Source organism: Muricauda sp. SCSIO 64092 (assembly GCF_023016285.1).
Classification (GTDB): domain Bacteria; phylum Bacteroidota; class Bacteroidia; order Flavobacteriales; family Flavobacteriaceae; genus Croceivirga.
The window spans coordinates 4,683,204-4,704,874 of sequence record NZ_CP095413.1 but is presented as its reverse complement, the minus strand read 5'-3'; the positions used below and the strand labels follow the sequence as shown (position 1 = coordinate 4,704,874).

Sequence of the window (21,671 nt, the reverse complement as noted above, 5' to 3'; positions counted from 1 at the left end):
CAAGTCAATGGAAAATGCGCTTTTTTAAGTAATTACTGTTGAAACTGTTATTGTTTTATAAATCGCCTGGTGGTAGAAAAATTTGTCGATCTGATCAGAATCATGTACGTTCCCGTGCTTAGGGATTGCGTTTCAAGTATTTCTATTTCCGCATGATTTTCTGGGATTGATTGCTTTAATAAATGTCTTCCTTGAATATCGTAAAAATCTACATCCACGGGTCGATTCATTAAATCGGTCATTACAAGACTCAGCTCCTCATTGATCACTAACGGATTCGGGTATATTACAATATTTTCCGTAGAGACCGAATTTGTTTGTAACAACAAATTCGAACTATCTTCAACCGTAAGGTTTATCGTAGTTTGGCAACCTTCCACGGAAGTCAAAAGATAGGCACCGCTGTCCGACGCGGTCAATTGACCAAGATCATAGTTGTCACCAACCTCCGTACCATCAGGTAATGTAATTGTCAAATCAATATCATTGGGAAGCATGCTCAGCACCAACTCCGTGCCGGGAACCAGGTTCAGGTCGTTGGAACCGCTTAACCATTCGCCATTGATTCGATATTCAGGGATAATGCTGCCGGGGGCACACAATACGCTCTCCTGCACCGTTAAGTTTAATGTGGTCTGGCAACCCTCCTCAGAGGTCAGAAGGTAGGCACCACTGTCCGACGCGGTCAATTGACCAAGGTCGTAATTATCACCGACCTGCGTACCATCAGGTAGCGTGATCGTCACACCAATATCATTGGGAAGCATGCTCAGCACCAGCGCTGTGCCGGGAACCAGGTTCAGGTCGTTGGAGCCGCTCAACCACTCGCCGTTGATTTCGTATTCTGGGATAATGCTCCCCGGAGGACAACCACCCACGGCCTGTACCGTAATGTCCAAAGAGGCACTGCATCCCTCCAAATTGGTGAATACATATACGCCGCTATCGGAGGTCACCGCACTGGACATCGTATAGTCCGCCGTAACCACGGTACTATCCGGCAAGGTAATCGTTCCAGGTCCTGCGGGTAACAGAAGTACCACTTCGGTACCCTCAAATACTGTTATGGGCCCAGCACCACTCTGTAATGAGCCATCAAGGGTATACCCCGGTACAACCGGAGATGCCGTACATCCGTCCTCCTCCACCGTTAAGTTTATCGTGGTCTGGCAACCCTCCTCAGAGGTCAGAAGATAGGCACCACTGTCCGACGGGGTCACCGGCCCAAGGTCGTAATTATCACCGACCTGAGTACCATCAGGTAGTGTGATCGTCACACCAATATCATTGGGAAGCATGCTCAGCACCAGCGCCGTGCCGGGAACCAGGTTCAGGTCGTTGGAGCCGCTCAACCACTCGCCGTTGATTTCGTATTCTGGGATAATGCTCCCCGGAGGACAACCACCCACGGCCTGTACCGTAATGTCCAAAGAGGCACTGCATCCCTCCAAATTGGTGAATACATATACGCCGCTATCGGAGGTCACCGCACTGGACATCGTATAGTCCGCCGTAACCACGGTACTATCCGGCAAGGTAATCGTTCCAGGTCCTGCGGGTAACAGAAGTACCACTTCGGTACCCTCAAATACTGTTATGGGCCCAGCACCACTCTGTAATGAGCCATCAAGGGTATACCCCGGTACAACCGGAGATGCCGTACATCCGTCCTCCTCCACCGTTAAGTTTATCGTGGTCTGGCAACCCTCCTCAGAGGTCAGAAGGTAGGCACCACTGTCCGACGCGGTCACCGGCCCAAGGTCGTAATTATCACCGACCTGCGTACCATCAGGTAGTGTGATCGTCACACCAATATCATTGGGAAGCATGCTCAGCACCAGCGCCGTGCCGGGAACCAGGTTCAGGTCGTTGGAGCCGCTCAACCACTCGCCGTTGATTTCGTATTCTGGGATAATGCTCCCCGGAGGACAACCACCCACGGCCTGTACCGTAATGTCCAAAGAGGCACTGCATCCCTCCAAATTGGTGAATACATATACGCCGCTATCGGAGGTCACCGCACTGGACATCGTATAGTCCGCCGTAACCACGGTACTATCCGGCAAGGTAATCGTTCCAGGTCCTGCGGGTAACAGAAGTACCACTTCGGTACCCTCAAATACCGTTATGGGCCCAGCACCACTCTGTAATGAGCCATCAAGGGTATACCCCGGTACAACCGGAGATGCCGTACATCCGTCTTCCTCCACCGTTAAGTTTATCGTGGTCTGGCAACCCTCCTCAGAGGTCAGAAGGTAGGCCCCACTGTCCGACGCGGTCACCGGCCCAAGGTCGTAGTCATCACCGACCTGCGTACCATCCGGTAGTGTGATTGTCACACCAATATCATTGGGAAGCATACTCAACATCAACTCCGTACCGGGAACAAGGTTCAAATCGTTCGAACCGCTCAACCATTCCCCATCAATGCGATATTCGGGAATGATACTACCAGGAGGACAATCACCAACAACCTGTACCGTAATGTCCAAAGAGGCACTGCATCCCTCCAAATTGGTGAATACATATACGCCGCTATCGGAGGTCACCGCACTGGACATCGTATAGTCCGCCGTAACCACGGTACTATCCGGCAAGGTAATCGTTCCAGGTCCTGCGGGTAACAGAAGTACCACCTCGGCACCCTCAAATACTGTTATGGGCCCAGCACCACTCTGTAAAGAGCCATCAAGGGTATACTCCGGCACAACCGGCGATGCCGCACATCCGTCTTCCTCCACCGTTAAGTTTATCGTGGTCTGGCAACCCTCCTCAGAGGTCAGAAGGTAGGAACCGGTGTCTGCCGTGGTCAACGGTCCAAGATCGTAGTCATCACCAACTTCCGTACCGTCCGGAAGTGTAATCATAAGGCCGACGCCATTGGGAAGCATGCTCAACATCAGCTCCGTACCGGGAACAAGGTTCAAATCGTTCGAACCGCTCAACCATTCCCCGTCAACACGATATTCGGGAATGATGCTCCCAGGAAAACAATTGGCTGCATCACTTTGTACATCAATATAAATACCACTACTACAACCATCGGTATTGGTAATCACATATAAGCCATTATCGGAGAATGCCGCACTGGCAATTGTGTGGTTCGCAGATAGTATGGTACCATCGGGCAAGGTGATCGTTCCCGATCCCACAGGTGCCATAAGTACCACCTCGGCGCCTTCCTGAACCGTCAAGGAGCCCGAACCACTTTGCAGTATTCCATTAAGGGTATACTCGGGGACAAATGAACCGGGCGAACAATCAGATGTCCCAATAACCACGTTCAAGACGGAGGTACATCCTTCAATGGAAGTAATCGTATAGCTGCCTGCATTTGCCGAAGTAATATTGCCTAAATTATAATTGTCGCCAACTTGGGTCCCATCGGGCAATGTAATTGTATACTGCTGATCGTTGCCATTCACTTCATCCGGTAAACCACTAAGAATTAGTTCTGTGCCTTCTTGCAAGGTAATTTCGGAAGCCCCTACATCCCAAATACCGTTTACGCTGTATTCATTATGAATAGGTGTCGATCCCGGACCACAATTTCTAGATACGTTAAGGTTAATAACAGCCGGACAGCCAGAAGCAGTGGTCATTGTATATTGTCCGGTATTGGAAAGACCTACAATTCCATCACTGGCGGCATCGACAAAAGTGTCAATTTGATAAGCACCTGGTTCGCCATGTCTTGGTAAATCATCAACTGAACTCCAAGTGGGCCCATTAATTGTGGTAGTTGTAACAAAATATTCTTCTCCAGAGCTTACCTGCGCCCTTATATACACCTGCTCCCCTTCCGGAACGTCTACAGTGTTACCGGTTTGCCAGGCACCGGTCGTTCCAATTCTGTATTGGGCAACAATGGTACCCGGAGGACAAACAGGGACCGATGGGTCTTGCTGTTGCCCATCCAGGAAAACAGCATTGATTTCATCTAAACTCAATACCCTGTTATACACCTTTAGCTCATCTATTCTGCCGTCCAACTCATCTGTTATGCCGCTTGGGGAAAGATCGGTCCTTACATCGTAAAATCCAGAGGACGTAAATGCGGAATAGGTTGGATCTGTAGTTTCCAGTATAAAACTGCCCGTAGTGTTTTGCGAACATATTTCAACACCATTGGCAAATAATTTTCCCGTTTGTCCATCATATGTGGCCGCCATATGTACCCACCTTCCCGTAGGGACATAACCAGAATAACAATTTACACTTCCACCGGTAGTAGGAAATTCCCATTTGTACAGACTATTATGAAATCCAAAAAAGAGTGCAGGGTAGTTTTGACTCAAAATTCCTGAATTCATTTCATTTTCATCCCTGTATACCCAGGCCATTACCGTTACTTCCTCTTCAATGGTAGCCAAGGAAGATGAGTACGGTATGTCCACAATACTATTGCTTTCAAACTCCAATCCATCCATTTCAAGGGCCGCCCCATATATTCCATCGGAAGTCCAGAAATTCTGTGTTAGCGATATGGGATTCCCATTATTGTCATGCTCTACAATGGTTGCATCATTTCCAAATCCAGAACTATCTGCAATACTGTTCCCCGATCCTTCGTCAAAGCTCAAATCAAGTACTAAATCGAATTCATTTGACAATGGTATCGTATTACCAATTTGAATAATCTCCGCCACGCTGGGGACACCATTGGCATCAATGGCAAAAAGCATGTAATACCCTGGGGGCAATAGGTTTCTGTCAGGTATGTTAACTCCATATGAACCTCCACCACCTGTAAACGAAACAGGTATTCTTCGTTGTTCATTATTGGTACTGTGGGTAGCGGATGAAAAACGAATTAAGCTAAATTCATTTATATTCGAACTTCCGGTCACGGAAATTGAGGTGTTGTAATCGGCGGTATCTGGCGCTGAAATGGAAGGCCTGGTAGCAAGTGAGCCGTCAGGGTTAAAAAGATAAGGTGGACTATAAATTTCCGCATCAAAGTGGTTCACACATTCATCCGTGTTGGAGTTGTCGCACAACCCACCTCCACCAACAAAAACTCGACCATCCACCATTAAAATCGAAACACTGTGATAGGTTCTTGCGGTCGCCATTCCTGCTACATTACGCCATGAATTGGTGCTGGGGTCATATAATTCCGCGGTGAGTCTTGCGCCAACATCGGAAAAGACCTCGGCCCGATCTAGGCCTCCTGTCACCAATACTTCACCGTTGGGCAATACCGTACTATTGTGCATGGTACGCGAAAAGGATAGGTTATTTACGGTAGGCGTTACAGTAACATTTGACGGGTTGTTGATATCAATGACATAAGAGTTATCCTTTGCCGGAACAAAAGCTGGATCGGAATCCCCATAGGATTCCGCGCCACCAACTTTCAGAATTCTACCCACATCAAACATTACCGTGGTTCCTTTCATCGAATAGGTGTCGTCAGCCCTTAAACCTGCCTCGGTAATGGAAGCTCCATTTTCCAAATTGATCCAATGCATCATTTCACTGGGGCCGGCATGAAAAAGCTGACCATTTGGAGCTGGCCATAACCAAACATGGTTATCAACACGATATATGCCCCCAAGTTCCTTTGATAGGTCATTGGCGGTAAAAATATCTTCCCCGGTAATTCCCGGAATCAAAACCCAACCGGTTTCCGGGGTCCAAATTTCCGCATCTTTATTTCCATTGGTAGCCGGGCTATCTCCATCACTCCAGGATCCCCCTATGGTAAAAACGGATCCATCGGATAACGTAACGTTACCCTGATAACCTCTGGGAATGTTCATTTCCGGTGCCACACTCCACAGTCCCGTAGTGTGGTCATATATACTCGTTCTTCTGCTACTTGTACCTCCTGCCGAGAGAATTCTACCGTCCGGAAGATTGTTAATTCCAGGACAAAACATATCGTGATTGGTATTACTGGTGAATTCACCAAGTGCCTGCCCATCTGCCCCCAAAAAAGGATCAAATATTTCCGTAAACGTCGCTCCATCACCGGCTCCCAAATAAGTGTCACGAAACTGGGATGACCAAGTTATCAACCGGCCATCGGGAAGATTGGCCACGGCAACCGGAACTAACCCAAACCCAACAGGGTCACTCCATTGGCCATCCTGTGCTGGGTTTTGCGCATTGACTTTGTGGCTCAGGCACAGCGCCACAACGGTAATACAAAATATTTGAAAAGTGTAATTTTTTTTCATATTCAAAAGTGTTCTTGCTTAAAAAATTTCAGGGAACACTCAAAGATAATATGGCCCAAATGCCAGGTTGAATATAAACGTTGAACGTATGTATTTTATCGATTAAAGCAGGTTTGGGCAGAAGTAGGTTTCCCGTGGAAAAATTTTAATGGATTTACCTTTCGATCGAATGGGTATTTGCAAAAGTGAAATCCTCCAAAAAAAATACAAAATGGAGAACCCTTCTCAGAATGATTTGGTCAATTTCTCGATAACAAACTTTCAAAACTCCATTTCATCGGATTAAATATTACTTAAAACCAAAAAAGGTTTATTTCAATTTCTTTTGCACATCTTTGTCGCCTGAAAAAATGCCGATTTAAAAAATACTAAACCATTCATCATTAATTAATAAATTTTTAGAAAAATGAATTTAACTGTAATTGGTACTGGTTATGTAGGTCTCGTTAGCGGGACGTGTTTCGCCGAAATGGGTAATAAGGTAACTTGTATTGATATTGACGCCGCCAAAATTGAAAAATTAAAGAACGGTGTCATTCCTATCTATGAACCTGGATTGGAACCCATGGTAAAGAGCAATGTAGACAGAAAAACCTTGCTCTTCAGCACCGAACTAAAAGCAAACCTAAATAAATGTGATGTTGCCTTTATAGCTGTTGGAACCCCAATGGGAGAAGATGGTTCAGCCGATTTAAAGTATGTACTTCAAGTAGCGAAGGAAATTGGTGAGCATATGAGCCATCCCCTTATTGTTGTCGATAAGTCAACAGTTCCCGTAGGGACAGCGGACAAGGTTAGGGATGCCATACAGCAACAACTGGATAAGAGGAATGTAGAAATCGATTTTGATGTGGTTTCAAATCCCGAGTTTTTAAAAGAAGGGGATGCTATCTCCGATTTTATGAAACCCGATAGAGTGGTGATAGGGACCGATAACCCCAATGCCGAGGAAAAAATGAAATCCCTGTACGCACCATTTTTTAGAAGCAATATCGGCAGACTCATCTGCATGGATATCCGCTCTGCTGAAATGACCAAATATGTGGCCAATGCCATGTTGGCCACAAAAATCTCCTTTATGAACGAAGTTGCCAATATATGTGAGTTGGTTGGGGCAGACGTAAACAAAGTTAGAATTGGTATTGGATCCGATAGTAGAATTGGATATAGTTTTATTTACCCTGGAAGCGGTTATGGCGGATCTTGTTTTCCAAAAGATGTAAAAGCCTTAAAGAAGACCGCACAAGAAAACGGATATAAGGCGAATTTGATCGGGGCCGTTGAAGATGTAAATGACAAACAAAAACTGGTTATTGCCCAAAAGGTCATTAAACGATTTGGCAAGAATTTGGAAGGAAAAACATTTGCCCTTTGGGGACTTTCATTCAAACCGGGAACGGACGATATGAGGGAAGCGCCAGCCATATACATCTGCAAGGAATTGATTAAAAAAGGGGCCAAAATACAGGCTTATGATCCAAAAGCCATGGATGAAGCAAAACACTTTTATTTAAAAGATTTGGAAGGCATGTCCTATTTCGATTCCAAGTATGAGACCTTAAAGGATGCGGACGCCATGATTTTGTTGACCGAATGGAAAGAATTTAGGTCACCTGACTTTGAAGAGTTAAAACAACAGTTGAAACAGCCCATTATTTTTGATGGGAGAAACCAATATGACGATAGTTTAATGGAACAACTGGGCTTTGAGTACTTCCAAATTGGGAAAAAATAAGTCCGCTGCCAGGATTAAGATTTCGTTTTGTAGTACTTCATGTCCTTGTGATAATTTTTGAATACAAAATCGCATTAAGCCTATTTTTTTGTGTCATTGTTTCCCAAAAAGGAACAACCATTGCATAACATAAGTGGCTTTGATTGTCATAGCAACTTGGAAATTAAGGATTTACAAATTTAAGTTTGCCAAGATTATGGCTTAAAATAAACTTTAGATACACTTGGTCCATTAAATAAAGTCCAATGGGATTTTTTAAAATTTGGCATATTAAAATAGCGTTCAACAAACAGGGGAAAATGTTTATTGAAAAGCCTTGAGAATTCGGCAAAATCCAGGAAATCCATATTATGTCAAGGATAGCAAATTCGATTAAAAATGCCAGGGTAACAATATTCTTTTATGCCATCACCATTTTTGTGGCCTTTTTTTCAAGAAAAATATTTCTTGATGTTCTTGGCGCCGATTTTGTAGGGCTGGTCGCATTGTTAAGAAATATCCTTGGCTTTTTGAATTTGGCCGAATTGGGAATAGGTTGGGCCGTTGGGGTCAAATTGTACAAACCACTCTATGATAACGATAAGGCGAAAATCAATGAAATAATCCAATTTACAGGAATTGCCTATAGGAGGATTGGGCTCATTGTTTTGGGGTTAGCAGTGCTGGCCTCTGTTTTTTTTCCATGGTTTTTTGCGGATCAAAGCATATCCCTTGATATCGTTTACTTTGCTTTTTTCGCATTCGTTCTGTCCTCCTTGTTGGCGTATTTTGTCAATTATCATCAAATCCTATTACAAGCAGATCAGAAAGAATATGTCATCGCGAAATACTCCCAGAGTGTAAGTATCGTCAAGTCCTTAACCCAGATTGCGCTGGTATCCTACTTTTCGGACATCTACCTTTGGATTGGTGCCGAGCTACTGTTCACAGTTGTACAGGCAATTCTATTTAGATGGAAAACCGGCAATGTCTATCCGTGGTTAAAATTGTCCTTAAAGGGCGTATCCCGAAATGTTTTAAAGAAACATCCAGAGTTGGTCACCAAAATCAAACAGGTTTTTGTTCATAAACTGGCTTTTTTTGTTAAGGAAAGTACTGACCAAATTCTCATTTATGCTTTTGTGAGCTTAAAGAGTGTTGCTTTCTTTAGCAACTATTATTTAATTTTCGGATACCTTAAAGTTCTGATAAACAATATTTTTACAGGCACGCAAGCCAGTGTGGGAAACTTAGTTGCCGAGAACAATAAGGATAGCATCAATAAAGTTTATTGGGAAATGATGGCAATAAGACACTTTTTTGCTGGTTTTCTATTTTTTAGCTTATTCTTTTTGATAGAACCATTTATTCTAATATGGATCGGTAGTGAATATATTTTGGAAAGGGAGGTCCTGATCTTAATGCTGGCCAATATTTATATTTCCCAAATAAGATCTCCAACGGAAATGTTTATAAACGCCTATGGTCTTTTTAATGATACTTGGGCTCCAATTACCGAAGCAGTCATTAATTTGGTGATATCCATAATATTTGGAAAACTATATGGCATTGCAGGAATTATGTTGGGCACCTTTGTTAGTACACTAATAATAGTCTTGTTGTGGAAACCGTATTTTCTATACAGGGATGGCTTTTCGAAATCGGTAGGATCCTATTGGATCGGTTTTTTTAAGCTGTTCGGTTCCTTCCTTCTTGCTTTCATGATTTCCAAGTTTTTAATAGGGAAGTTGATCCATAGCGAAATCTCCAATTATTGGGATTGGTTTATATATGCGCTACAAATTGTCTCTTTAAGCTCAATAATTTATTCTGTATTGATGTTTTTCATCAATCAGGGTTTTCGTGATTTTACGTTTAGAGTTAAGAAAATCATTTTAAAAAAAATAAATGGATAATAAAATCAGTGTTATAATTCCCGTTTATAAGGTTGAGAAATACCTACATAGATGTGTGGATAGTGTTCTTAACCAAACCTATTCCAACTTGGAAATTATATTGGTGGACGACGGATCACCGGACAATTGTGGTACCATCTGTGATACCTATGAAAAACAAGATACCCGGATAACGGCAATCCATCAAGAAAACAAGGGTTTAAGCGGAGCAAGGAATTCCGGAATGAAAATCGCTACTGGAGATTATATTTCTTTTGTGGATAGTGATGATTGGCTGGAACCAGACATGTATCGGACCTTAATTTCGGCTATTGTGGATACCCAAAGTGATATGGCCATTACCGATTTTTCCAAATCAATGGAGTTATCTTCCCAAGTTGCCTCACCGATACCAAAACCCAGGAATGAAGTACTCAACAACAAGCAAACTATACTATATTACCGTGAAAATGGGTTTTACGTTTGGGCCAATTTGTATCGAAGGGAAGTTATAAAAGATTTAAGTTTTCGAGAGAATATAAAATTCGTGGAGGACATGTTCTTCAGCATGGACGTGATTGCCAATTTGGGAAAGGCCGTACACGTAAAATACCCTTTTTACAATTATTTCATAGGTCCCAATAATTCCCTCACAAGAAGGGCCTACGATAAAAGTAAATTTACCTCATTACATGCCAATTTATATATTCAGGAGAAGGTGGCCACCCTTTTTCCCGAGGACAATGAGGTTATAGAGACCGTTAGAAAAAGTACACTTGAAAATGCCATTTATCATCTTCAAAGTATATACCAATCAAAAGACTCAAATCTGGACGCCAATTTTGAGCTAAGAAAAAAAGCTAAAAAGGTGTTCAATGAAAATTTTGTGTTGACGAAGGATGCAACAAAAAAGGGTTTAATAATTAGATTGTCAAATCTTTTCCTTCTAAGATTTGTTTTTAGATAAACAGTATTACTCGCTTTTCCATGGTAATAGGCCTGGGAAAGTTGCAAAAACAGAAATGATTCCAGTAAACCAAATTATTTTCAGAAAAAATGAAAACAGATAAAAAAATAAGCATAATTGTCCCGGTTTATAATGCAGAAAGGTTCCTAAAAAGATGCGTGGACAGTATTTTGAACCAAACTTATGGGAATTTTGAGTTAATCCTGATCAATGACGGTTCTACGGATAGCAGTGGTCATATCTGCAATGAATATTCCGCAAAAGATAAGCGGGTACTGGTCATTAACCAAAAAAATCAAGGTGCTGCCACCGCTCGGAGCGCCGGCTTGGATAAATGCTCGGGTGATTTTATCGGATTTGTTGATAGTGACGACTGGATGCATCCCAAAATGTTGGAAATTATGATGGGGGTAGCTTTGAAAGAAAACTTGGATATTGTGGAATGTGATATCATAGAGACCAAAAATGACCAAGTTGAGTTTCCAGAAATCAACACGTACAATTACCGTATTGAAAACTACCTGGAGGCCATAAAAAGGATCATCAAAAACACACAATTTTCCAATTGGAGACGGATATACTCCAGAAGCGTCATAGGAAATTATCGTTATACACTCAACAAAACTTCTGAAGATGTCTTTTTGACCATAGACATTGTAAAAAAGGTTGATAAACTGGCCTATATAGATGCCAAACTATACTATTACTATTATAATGAAAGTGGCACAACCCACAGCGCTTATTCCATAGACAAATTGGATTCCGTAGAGGCGGGCCTTTATGTCCAAAAAACCATTAACGAAAATGAGAAGGATTCAGAGCTGTTGATGATTACCCAAAAACATATTTTGGGGAAACTACTTATGCACTATAAGAAATTGAACTACAATGCCGAAGTAGACCCTTCATACCATTACCGTAACAAAATCAAAGGCTTGATCCAAAAGAATTATTTTAAGGACAAGGGACATCATATATATTTAAAACTGGCCAATTATTTATCAATCAAACAATTTGAAAAACTGTTAAAATTAAACCAGTTAAGGCATAGGGTATTTAAAAATAGTGATTTGCGATAAAATCAATGAACATCTGATTAATTGTAAAAGTGGATAACACCAAGAAAAAAATAGCTTTTGTAATTGGATCGCTTTCCAGTGGTGGTGCGGAACGGGTCATCTCTACCTTAAGCAACCAATTGATCGAGAATTTTGAGGTGCTCATCATTACATTTTTAAAACAGGAGCCCTTCTACCACTTGGACCAAAGGGTAAAAGTTATTCCTTGTAAGAATCATATTCCTTCTCCAAGAAATATATTTCAATCTTTACGGTTGAATTACCAATTGGTAAAAAGCACTTACAGTATATTAAAACGCGAAAACGTTGATTTGACCATAGGTTTTATAACCTCGGCGAACATTATTGCATTAATTGCTGCGAAGTTGAACGGAATTCCATGCATGATCAGTGAAAGGAACAATCCAATAATCGAAGAGGTCCCCAAATTTTGGAGGGTCTTAAGAAGGTTATTGTATCCGAAGGCAGACTTCGTTATTTTACAAACCCAGGGGGTAAAACAGTACTATGAAAGACTCCTAAATCCCAACAAGATCGGTGTTTTACCAAATCCAATCTCAAAGGAATTATCCCGTCTAAGGCCTGAAGCTCCTTCAGAAAAAAAAATAATCCTTACCGTTGGCAGATTGGTCAAAGAAAAAAACCAGCGGCTTTTAATTAACGCTTTCAGTAATGTTGAGCAAAAGGATTGGGAAATACAAATTGTTGGGAACGGTAATCAGCAAAGGGAATTGCAAAGTTTGATAGCGGAGCACGGTTTGGAGGGAAAGGTAACCTTACGACAACCAACCAAGGATATTGCAAAGTATTACCGAAACGCTGGTATTTTTGTGCTGACCTCTGAAAATGAAGGCCTTCCCAACGCGCTTATTGAAGCAATGCATTTTGGAATACCGAGCATATCCACCAATTGCCCATTTGGTCCCTCGGATCTAATTGAAGATGGAATCAACGGATTTTTAATCCCCGTAAATGACCAAAAAGCGTTGGAACGTGGACTTTCTGAGCTAATGGGGAACAAAAGTCTTCGAAAAAGTTTTGGGGAAAAAGGAAAAATCACAACAAAGGAATTCGAAAATGATATTGCGGTTGGGAAATGGCAAATCGTAATTGAGCAATTTATTTAGAAACACTGGCCTAAACGCATACAAGAATGAAATTTTTAAAATACCTGATTTTGGTTCTTGTTTTATTGAACGTACCTGCGGCCATTCTGCGTTACGTAAGTCCTACATTGGGTACCATTAGCAGTTACTCCATATTTTTGCTCCTGATTTTTTATTATCTCTTCCAAGAGCGGTCTTCGTTAAATGTATCCCTAATAGTCCTGGGTTTTGCCTATTACCTCATAGCCAGCTTTAGTTATATTGGGGAAACCATGATATTGATAACGGATACCATTAAATATTTTGTGGTGGTTGTCTGTGGTTACGAACTGCTTAGAACGGTGAGTAAAAGAGAGTTGTTCTTCCTTTTGCTCATTGGGGCTTTGACCATTGTTATCGAGGCTGTCTTTTTTCCCAGCAAGTTTGGCCGGTATAGTGGTCTCTATTTGAACCCCAACGTAGCCGGTTTTATTTGTATTTCGGGCTACGGTTTAATCTATGGGCTTCGTAGTGTAAGCTTAAAATTGATAGGGCAGTTCGTGTTTTCCCTTATGGGTCTTTTGACCTTTTCAAGGACCTTTATCGCCTTATGGGTGACCTTGAATATTATCTCACTTTGGATTTCAGTCAAGAATGTACGGATTTTCTTTCTGGGTTTTGGCATCCTGATGACCATGGTGTTTATAGACGAGGTCGTTGGTTTGAACAATCCCAGGTTTCAGCAAATCATGGCAATTGTCAATAACGAACAAGTGTCCACTGCCGAAATCAATGAGGGCTCCAGAACGGATACCTGGGCCAAGTTTTATGAAGATATTTTGGAGAAACCATTTTTTGGAAGTGGCTATGGCACTTTTCAAGGCCGCGTAGGTAAACACACTACTGGAGTGCACAATAATTATCTACTCCTATTGGGCGAAGCAGGTTTTATTCCGTTTTTATTGTTTCTTGCCTATATATTCTATCATCTGTTTTGGAGCATAAGATTGTTTTCCAAAGCCCCAAATTTAGTGATGCAGTACATTGCTTTATCGGTATTTCTAATGGCCAACCATAACTTTTTTAACTTTTTTTATATCCTGTTTTGCGCCATGTGGCTACAAATACAAATCAATAAGAACAAAGAATCAATCTATGTCAATAAAACTGTAGCAATATGATACGATCAAGGGAAGATTACCTCCAGTATTTATCGGAAGACAGAAAAGCATTGGGGATTACGTCCAAAACCTTTGGTGAAAAAGTAAAACACATCGTTTCACCTGATGTCATTTGGGAGTTTCAAAAAAGGTTAAGGAAAGCAGAATATTATAAAAACACGAAATCGGACCTTTTTTCCAAAGTGTATTATCTTTTGCTTAGACTATTGCTCAAAAAATCTTCCATAAAGCTTGGTTTTACCATCCCTGAGAACGTATTTGGCCCAGGATTATCCATTGTCCATTATGGAACCATAGTAATAAATGTCAATGTAAAAGTTGGTAAAAACTGTAGAATACATGCATGTACAAATATTGGGGCATCTGGTGGAAGGAAAGAAGCTCCAATAATTGGAGACAATGTATATATTGCTCCGGGGGCCAAAATTTATGGCAACATCAGAATTGGTAACAACATCGCAATTGGGGCAAATGCCGTTGTGAACAAATCATTTGAAGAGGAAGGCATACTCATTGCTGGGAATCCCGCCAAAAAAATCAAGGAAATTGATATTACAAAAATAATCACCCATCTATAAGGATTTAAATCACTCTATTTATTGACCAACTAATGGGCAAGAAACTTTCAAAAGACAAAAAACCTAAAGTTTTATTCGTATTACCTTCATTGGTGGCGGGTGGTGCAGAGCGAATAATGTCGTTTATATGCCAGGAGATCGATTCGTCCAAGTTCGATACTGAACTTTTGATTACCGGTTTTGAAAAAGATACTTTCTACAATGTGTCCAATACAACCGTAACGTATTTGAATACATCCAGGGTACTCCATAGCATTTGGCCACTATATCAATTCATAAGGCAAAACAAACCTGATATTGTTCTTAGCTCCATCTCCCACCTGAATTCTATCCTGGGGCTTATTTCCATAGTTTTCCCAAGGATCAAATTCATAGGTAGGGAAGCCAACGTGTTGAGTGTGGTAAAGGCCTACAAAGGTCACAACACTGCATTATACAATACAATTACAAAAATCAGCTATCGTTTTTTGGACATGATTATCTGTCAATCCAAAGACATGAAAAACGATATGCAAAAGAATTTTGGTATCCCGGCAGAAAAGTTGAAACTGATTAACAACCCTATTACCAATGATTTCCATTTAAAGCGGCCATCGGATAAAAAGCACAACAAAATCCAGTTCATCACGGTCGCCAGTCTTAAGAGCCAAAAGGGGCACGAACGTATCTTAAAAGTATTGGGAAATCTTGATTTTGATTTTACGTATTTCATGATTGGGGATGGGCCCGAACGGGAAAGGCTAAAAACACTTATGGACGATCTTGGAATTGGCCCAAAGATTACCCATGTCCCCCATACAAAAGAGGTGGCTACCTACCTGGCACAAAGTGATTTGTTCCTGCAGGGATCCTATGTAGAGGGTTTTCCCAATTGTTTGTTGGAGAGTTGTTCGGTTGGCACGCCCATAGTGGCATTCAATGCCTATGGCGGATTGGACGAAATCATAGAAATAGGGGTAAACGGCTTTATTGCAAAAGACGAAACGGCATACGAGCATCTGATACGAAAGGCTATTGATGAAACCACGTGGAATCCTGAAAAAATTCGCGATTCTGTCCATAAAAAGTTTAGCAAAGAAAAAATATTGAGAGCATACGAAAAACTATTTTCGGATGTTTTAGCATAGGAATTTCACCAAGAGATGGAAATGATGACCCCAAGGAAAAACATAAGTATTTTAGACATCAGTTTAACAAGTGGTGGGGCTGAAAAAGTAATCAGTTTGCTCTTGAAGGAACTTGTAAACGATTACAACGTAACGCTAATACTATTTTACAATGAAATCCATTTTCCAATCCCAAGCAAGGTGGATACGATTATTTTATCACAACAGCATCCTGACAAGATAAGTTTTCCCAAAAAACTTTTGCACGCCTTTGGATTTCTTTTTAAGTACCATAAGATATTGCGAAAAAAGAAAATTTCGCATGCCATCTCTTTCCTGGCATTTCCCAATCTAATTAACGGATTGGTCAGCCCCTTTAACCCAAAAACCAAAACAATCATCAGTGAGCGTGGCTTTCCCTCGGACAATACCTCCTCCAAACTTTCGCTCTATATCTCAAAAATCTTTTATCCACTGCTTTATAACCGTTGTGACAGTCTTTTTTCCAACTCCGTTTACATCAACCAAGATCTACAAACAAATTTTAGGATCAGGATACCCATGGATGTCATATATAACCCCATAGAACTGCCAAAAGAAACTATAGTTTCAGAAACCCTTCTTACTATAAAGGAGCCTTTCAAAGTAATTAATGTAGGGACACTTAATGAAAGAAAAAACCAAAAAATGATTCTTGGGGCATTATCCAAATTAGGGTCAGGTTATGAACTCACTGTTCTGGGAAGTGGCCCCGAACATGATCGTCTTCAAGAACAAATTCAAAGAAATGGGTTAATGGAAGTGGTTTTTTTGAAAGGTAGGGTCAAGAATGTCAATACCTTTTTAAGGGAAAGTCATTGTTTTGTACTATCCTCATTTACCGAGGGGTTCCCAAATGCCCTTTTGGAGGCAATGGCCATGGGCTTACCATGCATCTCTACGAATTGCTTATCGGGACCCCATGAATTATTACATGACAATAAGCCATTGACTATAGAAAAAGGGTTCTTTTTTAAGGCATCCTATGGCATATTGATCAATAACGATGATGAAATTGCCCTGGCAAAAGCACTGGAATACCTAAAAAACGATCCCCAGGCAAGGGAGAGGTACAGTGCCTTAAGCCTAAAAAGGGCCAAAGCGTATTCATTGGAAAACATTTACCGCAAGTTTAACAACTTTATAAACCATTAAAACTGGGTAGTATGTGTGGAATAAACGGTTTTATTACCAAAACTGACAATCATCCAAACAACTTGGCCGAACAGATTCATACAATGAATGATCATATCGTCCATAGGGGACCGGATGAAGGTGGAACTTTTACGTATCCCGATGAGTTGGCCAATGTGGCCCTTGGCATGCGAAGACTGTCCATTATTGATTTGAGTTCGGGAAGTCAGCCCATTTTTTCAGATGATAATCAAAAAGTCATTGTTTTTAATGGGGAAATCTATAACTATAGGGAAATTAGGGAGCAGCTCCAACAAAAACAGGTAGTTTTTAAAACCAAAAGTGACACTGAGGTCATCCTGAGGCTCTATGAAATGGAGGGGGAAGAAGCTTTTGGGAAACTGGATGGTATGTTTGCCTTCAGTATCTATGATAAAACTAGGGACAAAATGTTTATTGCCAGGGATTTTTTTGGTGAAAAGCCCTTGTATTATGCCGATGTCGCGGACCAATTTATGTGGGCTTCAGAGTTGAAATCAATGGTTGATTTTTTATCGGAAAAACCCAAAGTATCAAAGAAAGGGTTAAACCACTTCTTGAGACTCACGTACATACCTGCCCCCTATACCATTTACGACAATATCTATAAACTGGAGGCCAACCATTACATCACGTATGATTTAAAAAGTCATACGTATACTGTAAATGAAATCAATACCCCTAGAACTGTTTTTGAAGGACCTTTAAGTTTTCAGGAGGCCAAAAAAAAGACCCGGGAACTGGTTTTGGAAAGTATTGAAAGCCGATCTATTTCAGATGTACCTTTAGGAACTTTCCTGTCCGGAGGTGTGGATTCCTCGATCGTTTCACTTTGCCTTTCGGAGCTAACGGATAAAAAGATAGATACTTTTTCCATTGGTTTTAAAAAAGCCTCTTTTGATGAGACGGATAAATCCCGGATAGTGGCCAAACTTATCAATAGCAACCACCATGAGTTCATCATTGATGAGGACGATCTAAAGGACAATATCCATGAAATCCTATTGAACTTTGACGAGCCTTTTTCCGACACCGCAGCGCTTCCCACATATCTGGTCTCTAAAAAAACACGGGATTATGTAAAAGTTGCCCTTACCGGGGACGGTGGGGATGAGGTTTTTGGAGGCTACAATAAATATTACGTTGGCAAGTTGAACAACAGGTATACTTCAATTGTACCTGAAGCTTTACATGGGTTAATACGTAAAGCATCCAATGCGCTGCTCACCACCAAGGATGATAAAAGGGGAAAACGTTTTAAGGTCCGCAAAATGGTAGAGGCCGTCAATTACAAAGGCGACTACTATTGGGACATTATTTCTTTGGGTAATACCGAAAACCAACTGAAGGACCTTATTTTACCCGACAAGTTTGAAACCGATTTGTTCGCGGAATACCGGGATAAACTTGGAATTCAAAAGCCTAAAACCCTGAATGACTTCAGAACCATTGACAGGGCACTAAGTCTTGAAGGGGGTATGCTCGCAAAGGTCGACAGGACGAGCATGCTATGTTCATTGGAATGCAGGGCTCCGTTCCTGAACAAAAAATTATGGGACTTTACCCTTGGTTTGCCAGAGAACTATTTGATGCAGGGTTGGAACAAAAAATACATTTTAAAGGAAGCCTTTAAGAGCAGTTTCCCCAATCAGTTTTTGGAAAAGAGCAAGCAAGGTTTTGGTTCTCCTGTTGGTGACTGGCTTAGATCAAGCCTTAGGGCCGAACTGGAATCCTATATCCTCCCCAAGTTCTTGGAGTCACAGGAACTGTTCAATATTGAAAATACCACTAGGCTGGTCAAAGACCATTTGTCCAACAAAAAAGATAGTACTTATAGCGTCTGGGCTTTTTATTGTTTTCAAAAATGGTATGTCAATATATATGAAAGAAGTTACGCGCTGTAATCAATACCATACCATAGGTACAATGAATGCCCATTGCAACAATATTGAATCGTGGAACCCGTTTTCAATGTAATATGGATTATGATTAAAAGCCGGATTTAAGTAATTGATTATAAGATTTATAAAAAAACCTGATGCCCGTAAGTAATTTAATTTAGCATCAATCCACCATAACCACCAAGTAAATGCTTTTCAACTCCATAGATTTTGCCCTATTCCTACCAATAGTCTTTCTCCTCTATTGGTTTGTAACGCACAAAAACCTTAAGCTGCAGAATTTTCTCATTGTTGTTGCCAGTTATGTTTTTTACGGATGGTGGGATTGGAGATTTCTGACATTGATCGTTTTTAGCACCATTGTAGATTTTACCGTTGGCAATCTTTTAAGAAATGAATCCAAGAAATCAAAAAGGAAGCTTCTACTGTGGGTGAGCATAACGGTAAATCTGGGTTTCTTGGGGTTCTTTAAGTATTACAACTTTTTCGTAGAAAGCTTTGTCGATGCCTTTAGTTTTTTCGGAAAGGAAATACAGGGTGGCTCATTAAATATCGTATTGCCCGTTGGAATTAGCTTTTATACGTTTCAAACATTGAGCTATACGATTGATGTTTACCGAAAAAAACTGGAACCAACCAAAGATTTTGTCGCTTTTTCGGCATTTGTCAGTTTCTTTCCCCAACTAGTTGCGGGACCAATAGAAAGGGCCACAAATCTACTGCCCCAATTCTATAAGAAAAGGGTTTTTGATTACCATAAAGCAGTGGATGGCATGCGTCAAATATTATGGGGGCTTTTCAAAAAAGTGGTGATTGCGGACAACTGCGCCATTTATGCCAACCAAATATTTAACCATTCAGATGAATACACAGGAAGCACGCTCCTTTTGGGGGCCGTATTTTTTGCTTTTCAGATTTACGGGGATTTCAGTGGTTATTCCGACATTGCCATTGGGACCTCCAGGTTATTTGGCTTCAACCTAATGAAAAACTTTGCTTTCCCTTATTTTTCAAGGGATATCGCTGAATTTTGGCGACGATGGCATATTTCCCTATCAACATGGTTCAGGGATTATTTGTACATCCCATTGGGCGGTAGTCGGGGAGGTACACGTATGAAAATCCGAAATACCTTCATTATTTTCATCGTTAGTGGATTTTGGCATGGGGCCAATTGGACATTTTTGGTGTGGGGCGCACTGAATGCCATCTATTTTTTGCCCCTCCTATTGGCAAAACGAAATAGAACCAATATGGAAATAGTGGCAAAAGGACAACTGCTGCCCACATTCAAGGAAACCCTAAATATTGCAATCACTTTCTTCATTACGGTCCTTGCATGGGTATTTTTTAGGGCAGAAAATGTCACCCATGGCTGGGAAATCACAAAGCAAATTTTCTCCACTTCACTTTTTACAGACCCCTATTTTGATGACAGACTTGGTGCAATTCCGGTCATTGCCTACGTGATTTTCTTTTTGGTGATCGAATGGATCGGAAGGGAGCGGGAATATGCTATTTCAGATTTAGGACTAAAATGGGCAAGGCCTTTTCGATGGACCTTCTATGTCGTTCTACTTGTATTTATTTACTGGTATGGAGATAATGAGCAACAGTTTATCTATTTTCAATTCTAGCCTATGAAGACTTTTCTAAGAAGGTTCCTGTATTTTTTGATTACGCCCATAGTTCTTGGAATAGGGGTAATAGCTTATAATATCATCATAGACCCCTACGGCGTCATAAGAAGTGATATGTCCAAACAACGGATTGAACCCAATCAACATTACTTAAAGGTCAAGCATATACTGAACAACCCCAAAAAGTATGATTCCTATCTTTTTGGATCTTCCAGGGTGGGAAAAATTGATGTGAGAAATATAAAGGACGATTACAAATGGTACAACATGTCCTATTCCCAAGGCGTCCCAGGCGAACACCTAAGTGAGCTAAAGATGTTCTTGGAAAACAATGTGGATATTAAGAACATTTGGATCGGTCTTGAGGAGACGTCCTATTTAGTGGACAAACAATTACACAAATCGCAAGCCAACCGTAAATCCTACGTAAATACGTGGGATCCATTATTGAGCTATTATTTCTTAAAACCCTCTCCCGAGATTTATCGGCAAATAGCCGAAGCCAATAAAGCTACGTTTTTCACTACATACGATGAACTTTATAAATCCGGAGTTCCCATACCAAAAAATGTTGACCAATGGATTGAGAATAATATAGAGACGCATAGAAATCTACCCAAATTCAAACAACCTTCTTGGAACAATAACGAGTACAATGAAAGGATAGACTTGGCCATAAAGGAACTTCAGGAAATAGTTTCCATCTGCAAGAAAAACGAAATCAATTTGAAGTTGTTCATCAACCCAATCTTTGTGACCACTTATCTGAAACAGGATAAGGAGGAGTTCTTTAGGTTTTTAAGGGCATTGTCCAAAATATCTGATTTCTACGATTTTAGTGGTGTTAACAAAATTTCTACGGATCCTTATTTTTACTATGAAGCTTCACATTATAGGCCAATGATTGGTGATTCCATAATTAAGGTTTTGACCAAGGCTGTCCCGATCAAAGGTGTAAAAAGCTTTGGGAATCTTGTAACGCAAAAAAACATCGATGCGGTTTTGGAGGAAAAAGCTCATGAGATAGAAACTTACACCGGTAAAAACACGATTGACGACTAGTTACTTCTCCATTTTATTATCTTAAAAGATTTCCATTTTATTCGGTAAACGGTCAATAAACCAACG

The 21,671-nt window shown here is 40.9% G+C and carries 13 protein-coding genes; 12 read left to right on the top strand and 1 reads right to left on the bottom strand.

The genetic code is table 11. The features are described from left to right. Positions 1-47 precede the first annotated feature (47 nt). Positions 48-6,185 (bottom strand): LamG-like jellyroll fold domain-containing protein, encoded by a 6,138-nt coding sequence (locus L0P88_RS19490; RefSeq protein WP_247131563.1) that lies wholly within the window; start codon positions 6,183-6,185, stop codon positions 48-50. Between the two features lie 406 nt (positions 6,186-6,591). On the opposite strand from L0P88_RS19490, the gene L0P88_RS19485 reads away from it, so the two are divergent. The 12 genes from L0P88_RS19485 to L0P88_RS19430 all read left to right on the top strand — a co-directional run bounded on the left by L0P88_RS19485 (position 6,592) and on the right by L0P88_RS19430 (position 21,605). Then, entirely contained in the window at positions 6,592-7,920 is a 1,329-nt protein-coding gene (locus tag L0P88_RS19485) for a UDP-glucose dehydrogenase family protein (RefSeq protein ID WP_247131562.1), read from the top strand. Between the two features lie 350 nt (positions 7,921-8,270). Further along, positions 8,271-9,815 (top strand): hypothetical protein, encoded by a 1,545-nt coding sequence (locus L0P88_RS19480; RefSeq protein WP_247131561.1) that lies wholly within the window; start codon positions 8,271-8,273, stop codon positions 9,813-9,815. Next, complete coding sequence (locus L0P88_RS19475) at positions 9,808-10,761, top strand: glycosyltransferase family 2 protein (protein WP_247131560.1); 954 nt, start codon at positions 9,808-9,810, stop codon at positions 10,759-10,761. Before L0P88_RS19480 ends, L0P88_RS19475 begins: the two co-directional genes overlap by 8 nt. Before the next feature lie 89 nt (positions 10,762-10,850). Continuing rightward, positions 10,851-11,840 carry a glycosyltransferase family 2 protein gene (locus L0P88_RS19470; protein ID WP_247131559.1) on the top strand — a complete coding sequence of 330 codons (990 nt, stop codon included), beginning with the start codon at positions 10,851-10,853 and terminating at the stop codon, positions 11,838-11,840. Positions 11,841-11,869: 29 nt separating this feature from the next. Next, positions 11,870-12,967, top strand: coding sequence for a glycosyltransferase family 4 protein (locus tag L0P88_RS19465; RefSeq protein WP_247131558.1), 1,098 nt, complete (start codon positions 11,870-11,872; stop codon positions 12,965-12,967). Positions 12,968-12,993: 26 nt separating this feature from the next. Then, positions 12,994-14,106 (top strand): O-antigen ligase family protein, encoded by a 1,113-nt coding sequence (locus L0P88_RS19460; RefSeq protein WP_247131557.1) that lies wholly within the window; start codon positions 12,994-12,996, stop codon positions 14,104-14,106. Beyond that, entirely contained in the window at positions 14,103-14,684 is a 582-nt protein-coding gene (locus L0P88_RS19455) for a serine O-acetyltransferase (RefSeq protein ID WP_247131556.1), read from the top strand. The genes L0P88_RS19460 and L0P88_RS19455 overlap by 4 nt, the downstream gene beginning before the upstream one ends. A gap of 32 nt (positions 14,685-14,716) precedes the next feature. Next, positions 14,717-15,811: a glycosyltransferase gene (locus L0P88_RS19450; protein ID WP_247131555.1), complete on the top strand. Its 1,095-nt coding sequence runs from the start codon at positions 14,717-14,719 to the stop codon at positions 15,809-15,811. Positions 15,812-15,832: 21 nt separating this feature from the next. Beyond that, positions 15,833-16,984, top strand: a complete 1,152-nt coding sequence (locus L0P88_RS19445; RefSeq protein ID WP_247131554.1) for a glycosyltransferase — start codon at positions 15,833-15,835, stop codon at positions 16,982-16,984. A gap of 11 nt (positions 16,985-16,995) precedes the next feature. Then, on the top strand, positions 16,996-18,906 hold the full coding sequence (gene asnB / locus L0P88_RS19440) for an asparagine synthase (glutamine-hydrolyzing) (protein ID WP_247131553.1): 1,911 nt from the start codon (positions 16,996-16,998) through the stop codon (positions 18,904-18,906). 185 nt (positions 18,907-19,091) lie between these two features. Continuing rightward, entirely contained in the window at positions 19,092-20,540 is a 1,449-nt protein-coding gene (locus L0P88_RS19435) for an MBOAT family O-acyltransferase (RefSeq protein WP_247131552.1), read from the top strand. Positions 20,541-20,543: 3 nt separating this feature from the next. Next, positions 20,544-21,605 carry a hypothetical protein gene (locus L0P88_RS19430; RefSeq protein ID WP_247131551.1) on the top strand — a complete coding sequence of 354 codons (1,062 nt, stop codon included), beginning with the start codon at positions 20,544-20,546 and terminating at the stop codon, positions 21,603-21,605. Positions 21,606-21,671: the final 66 nt, after the last annotated feature.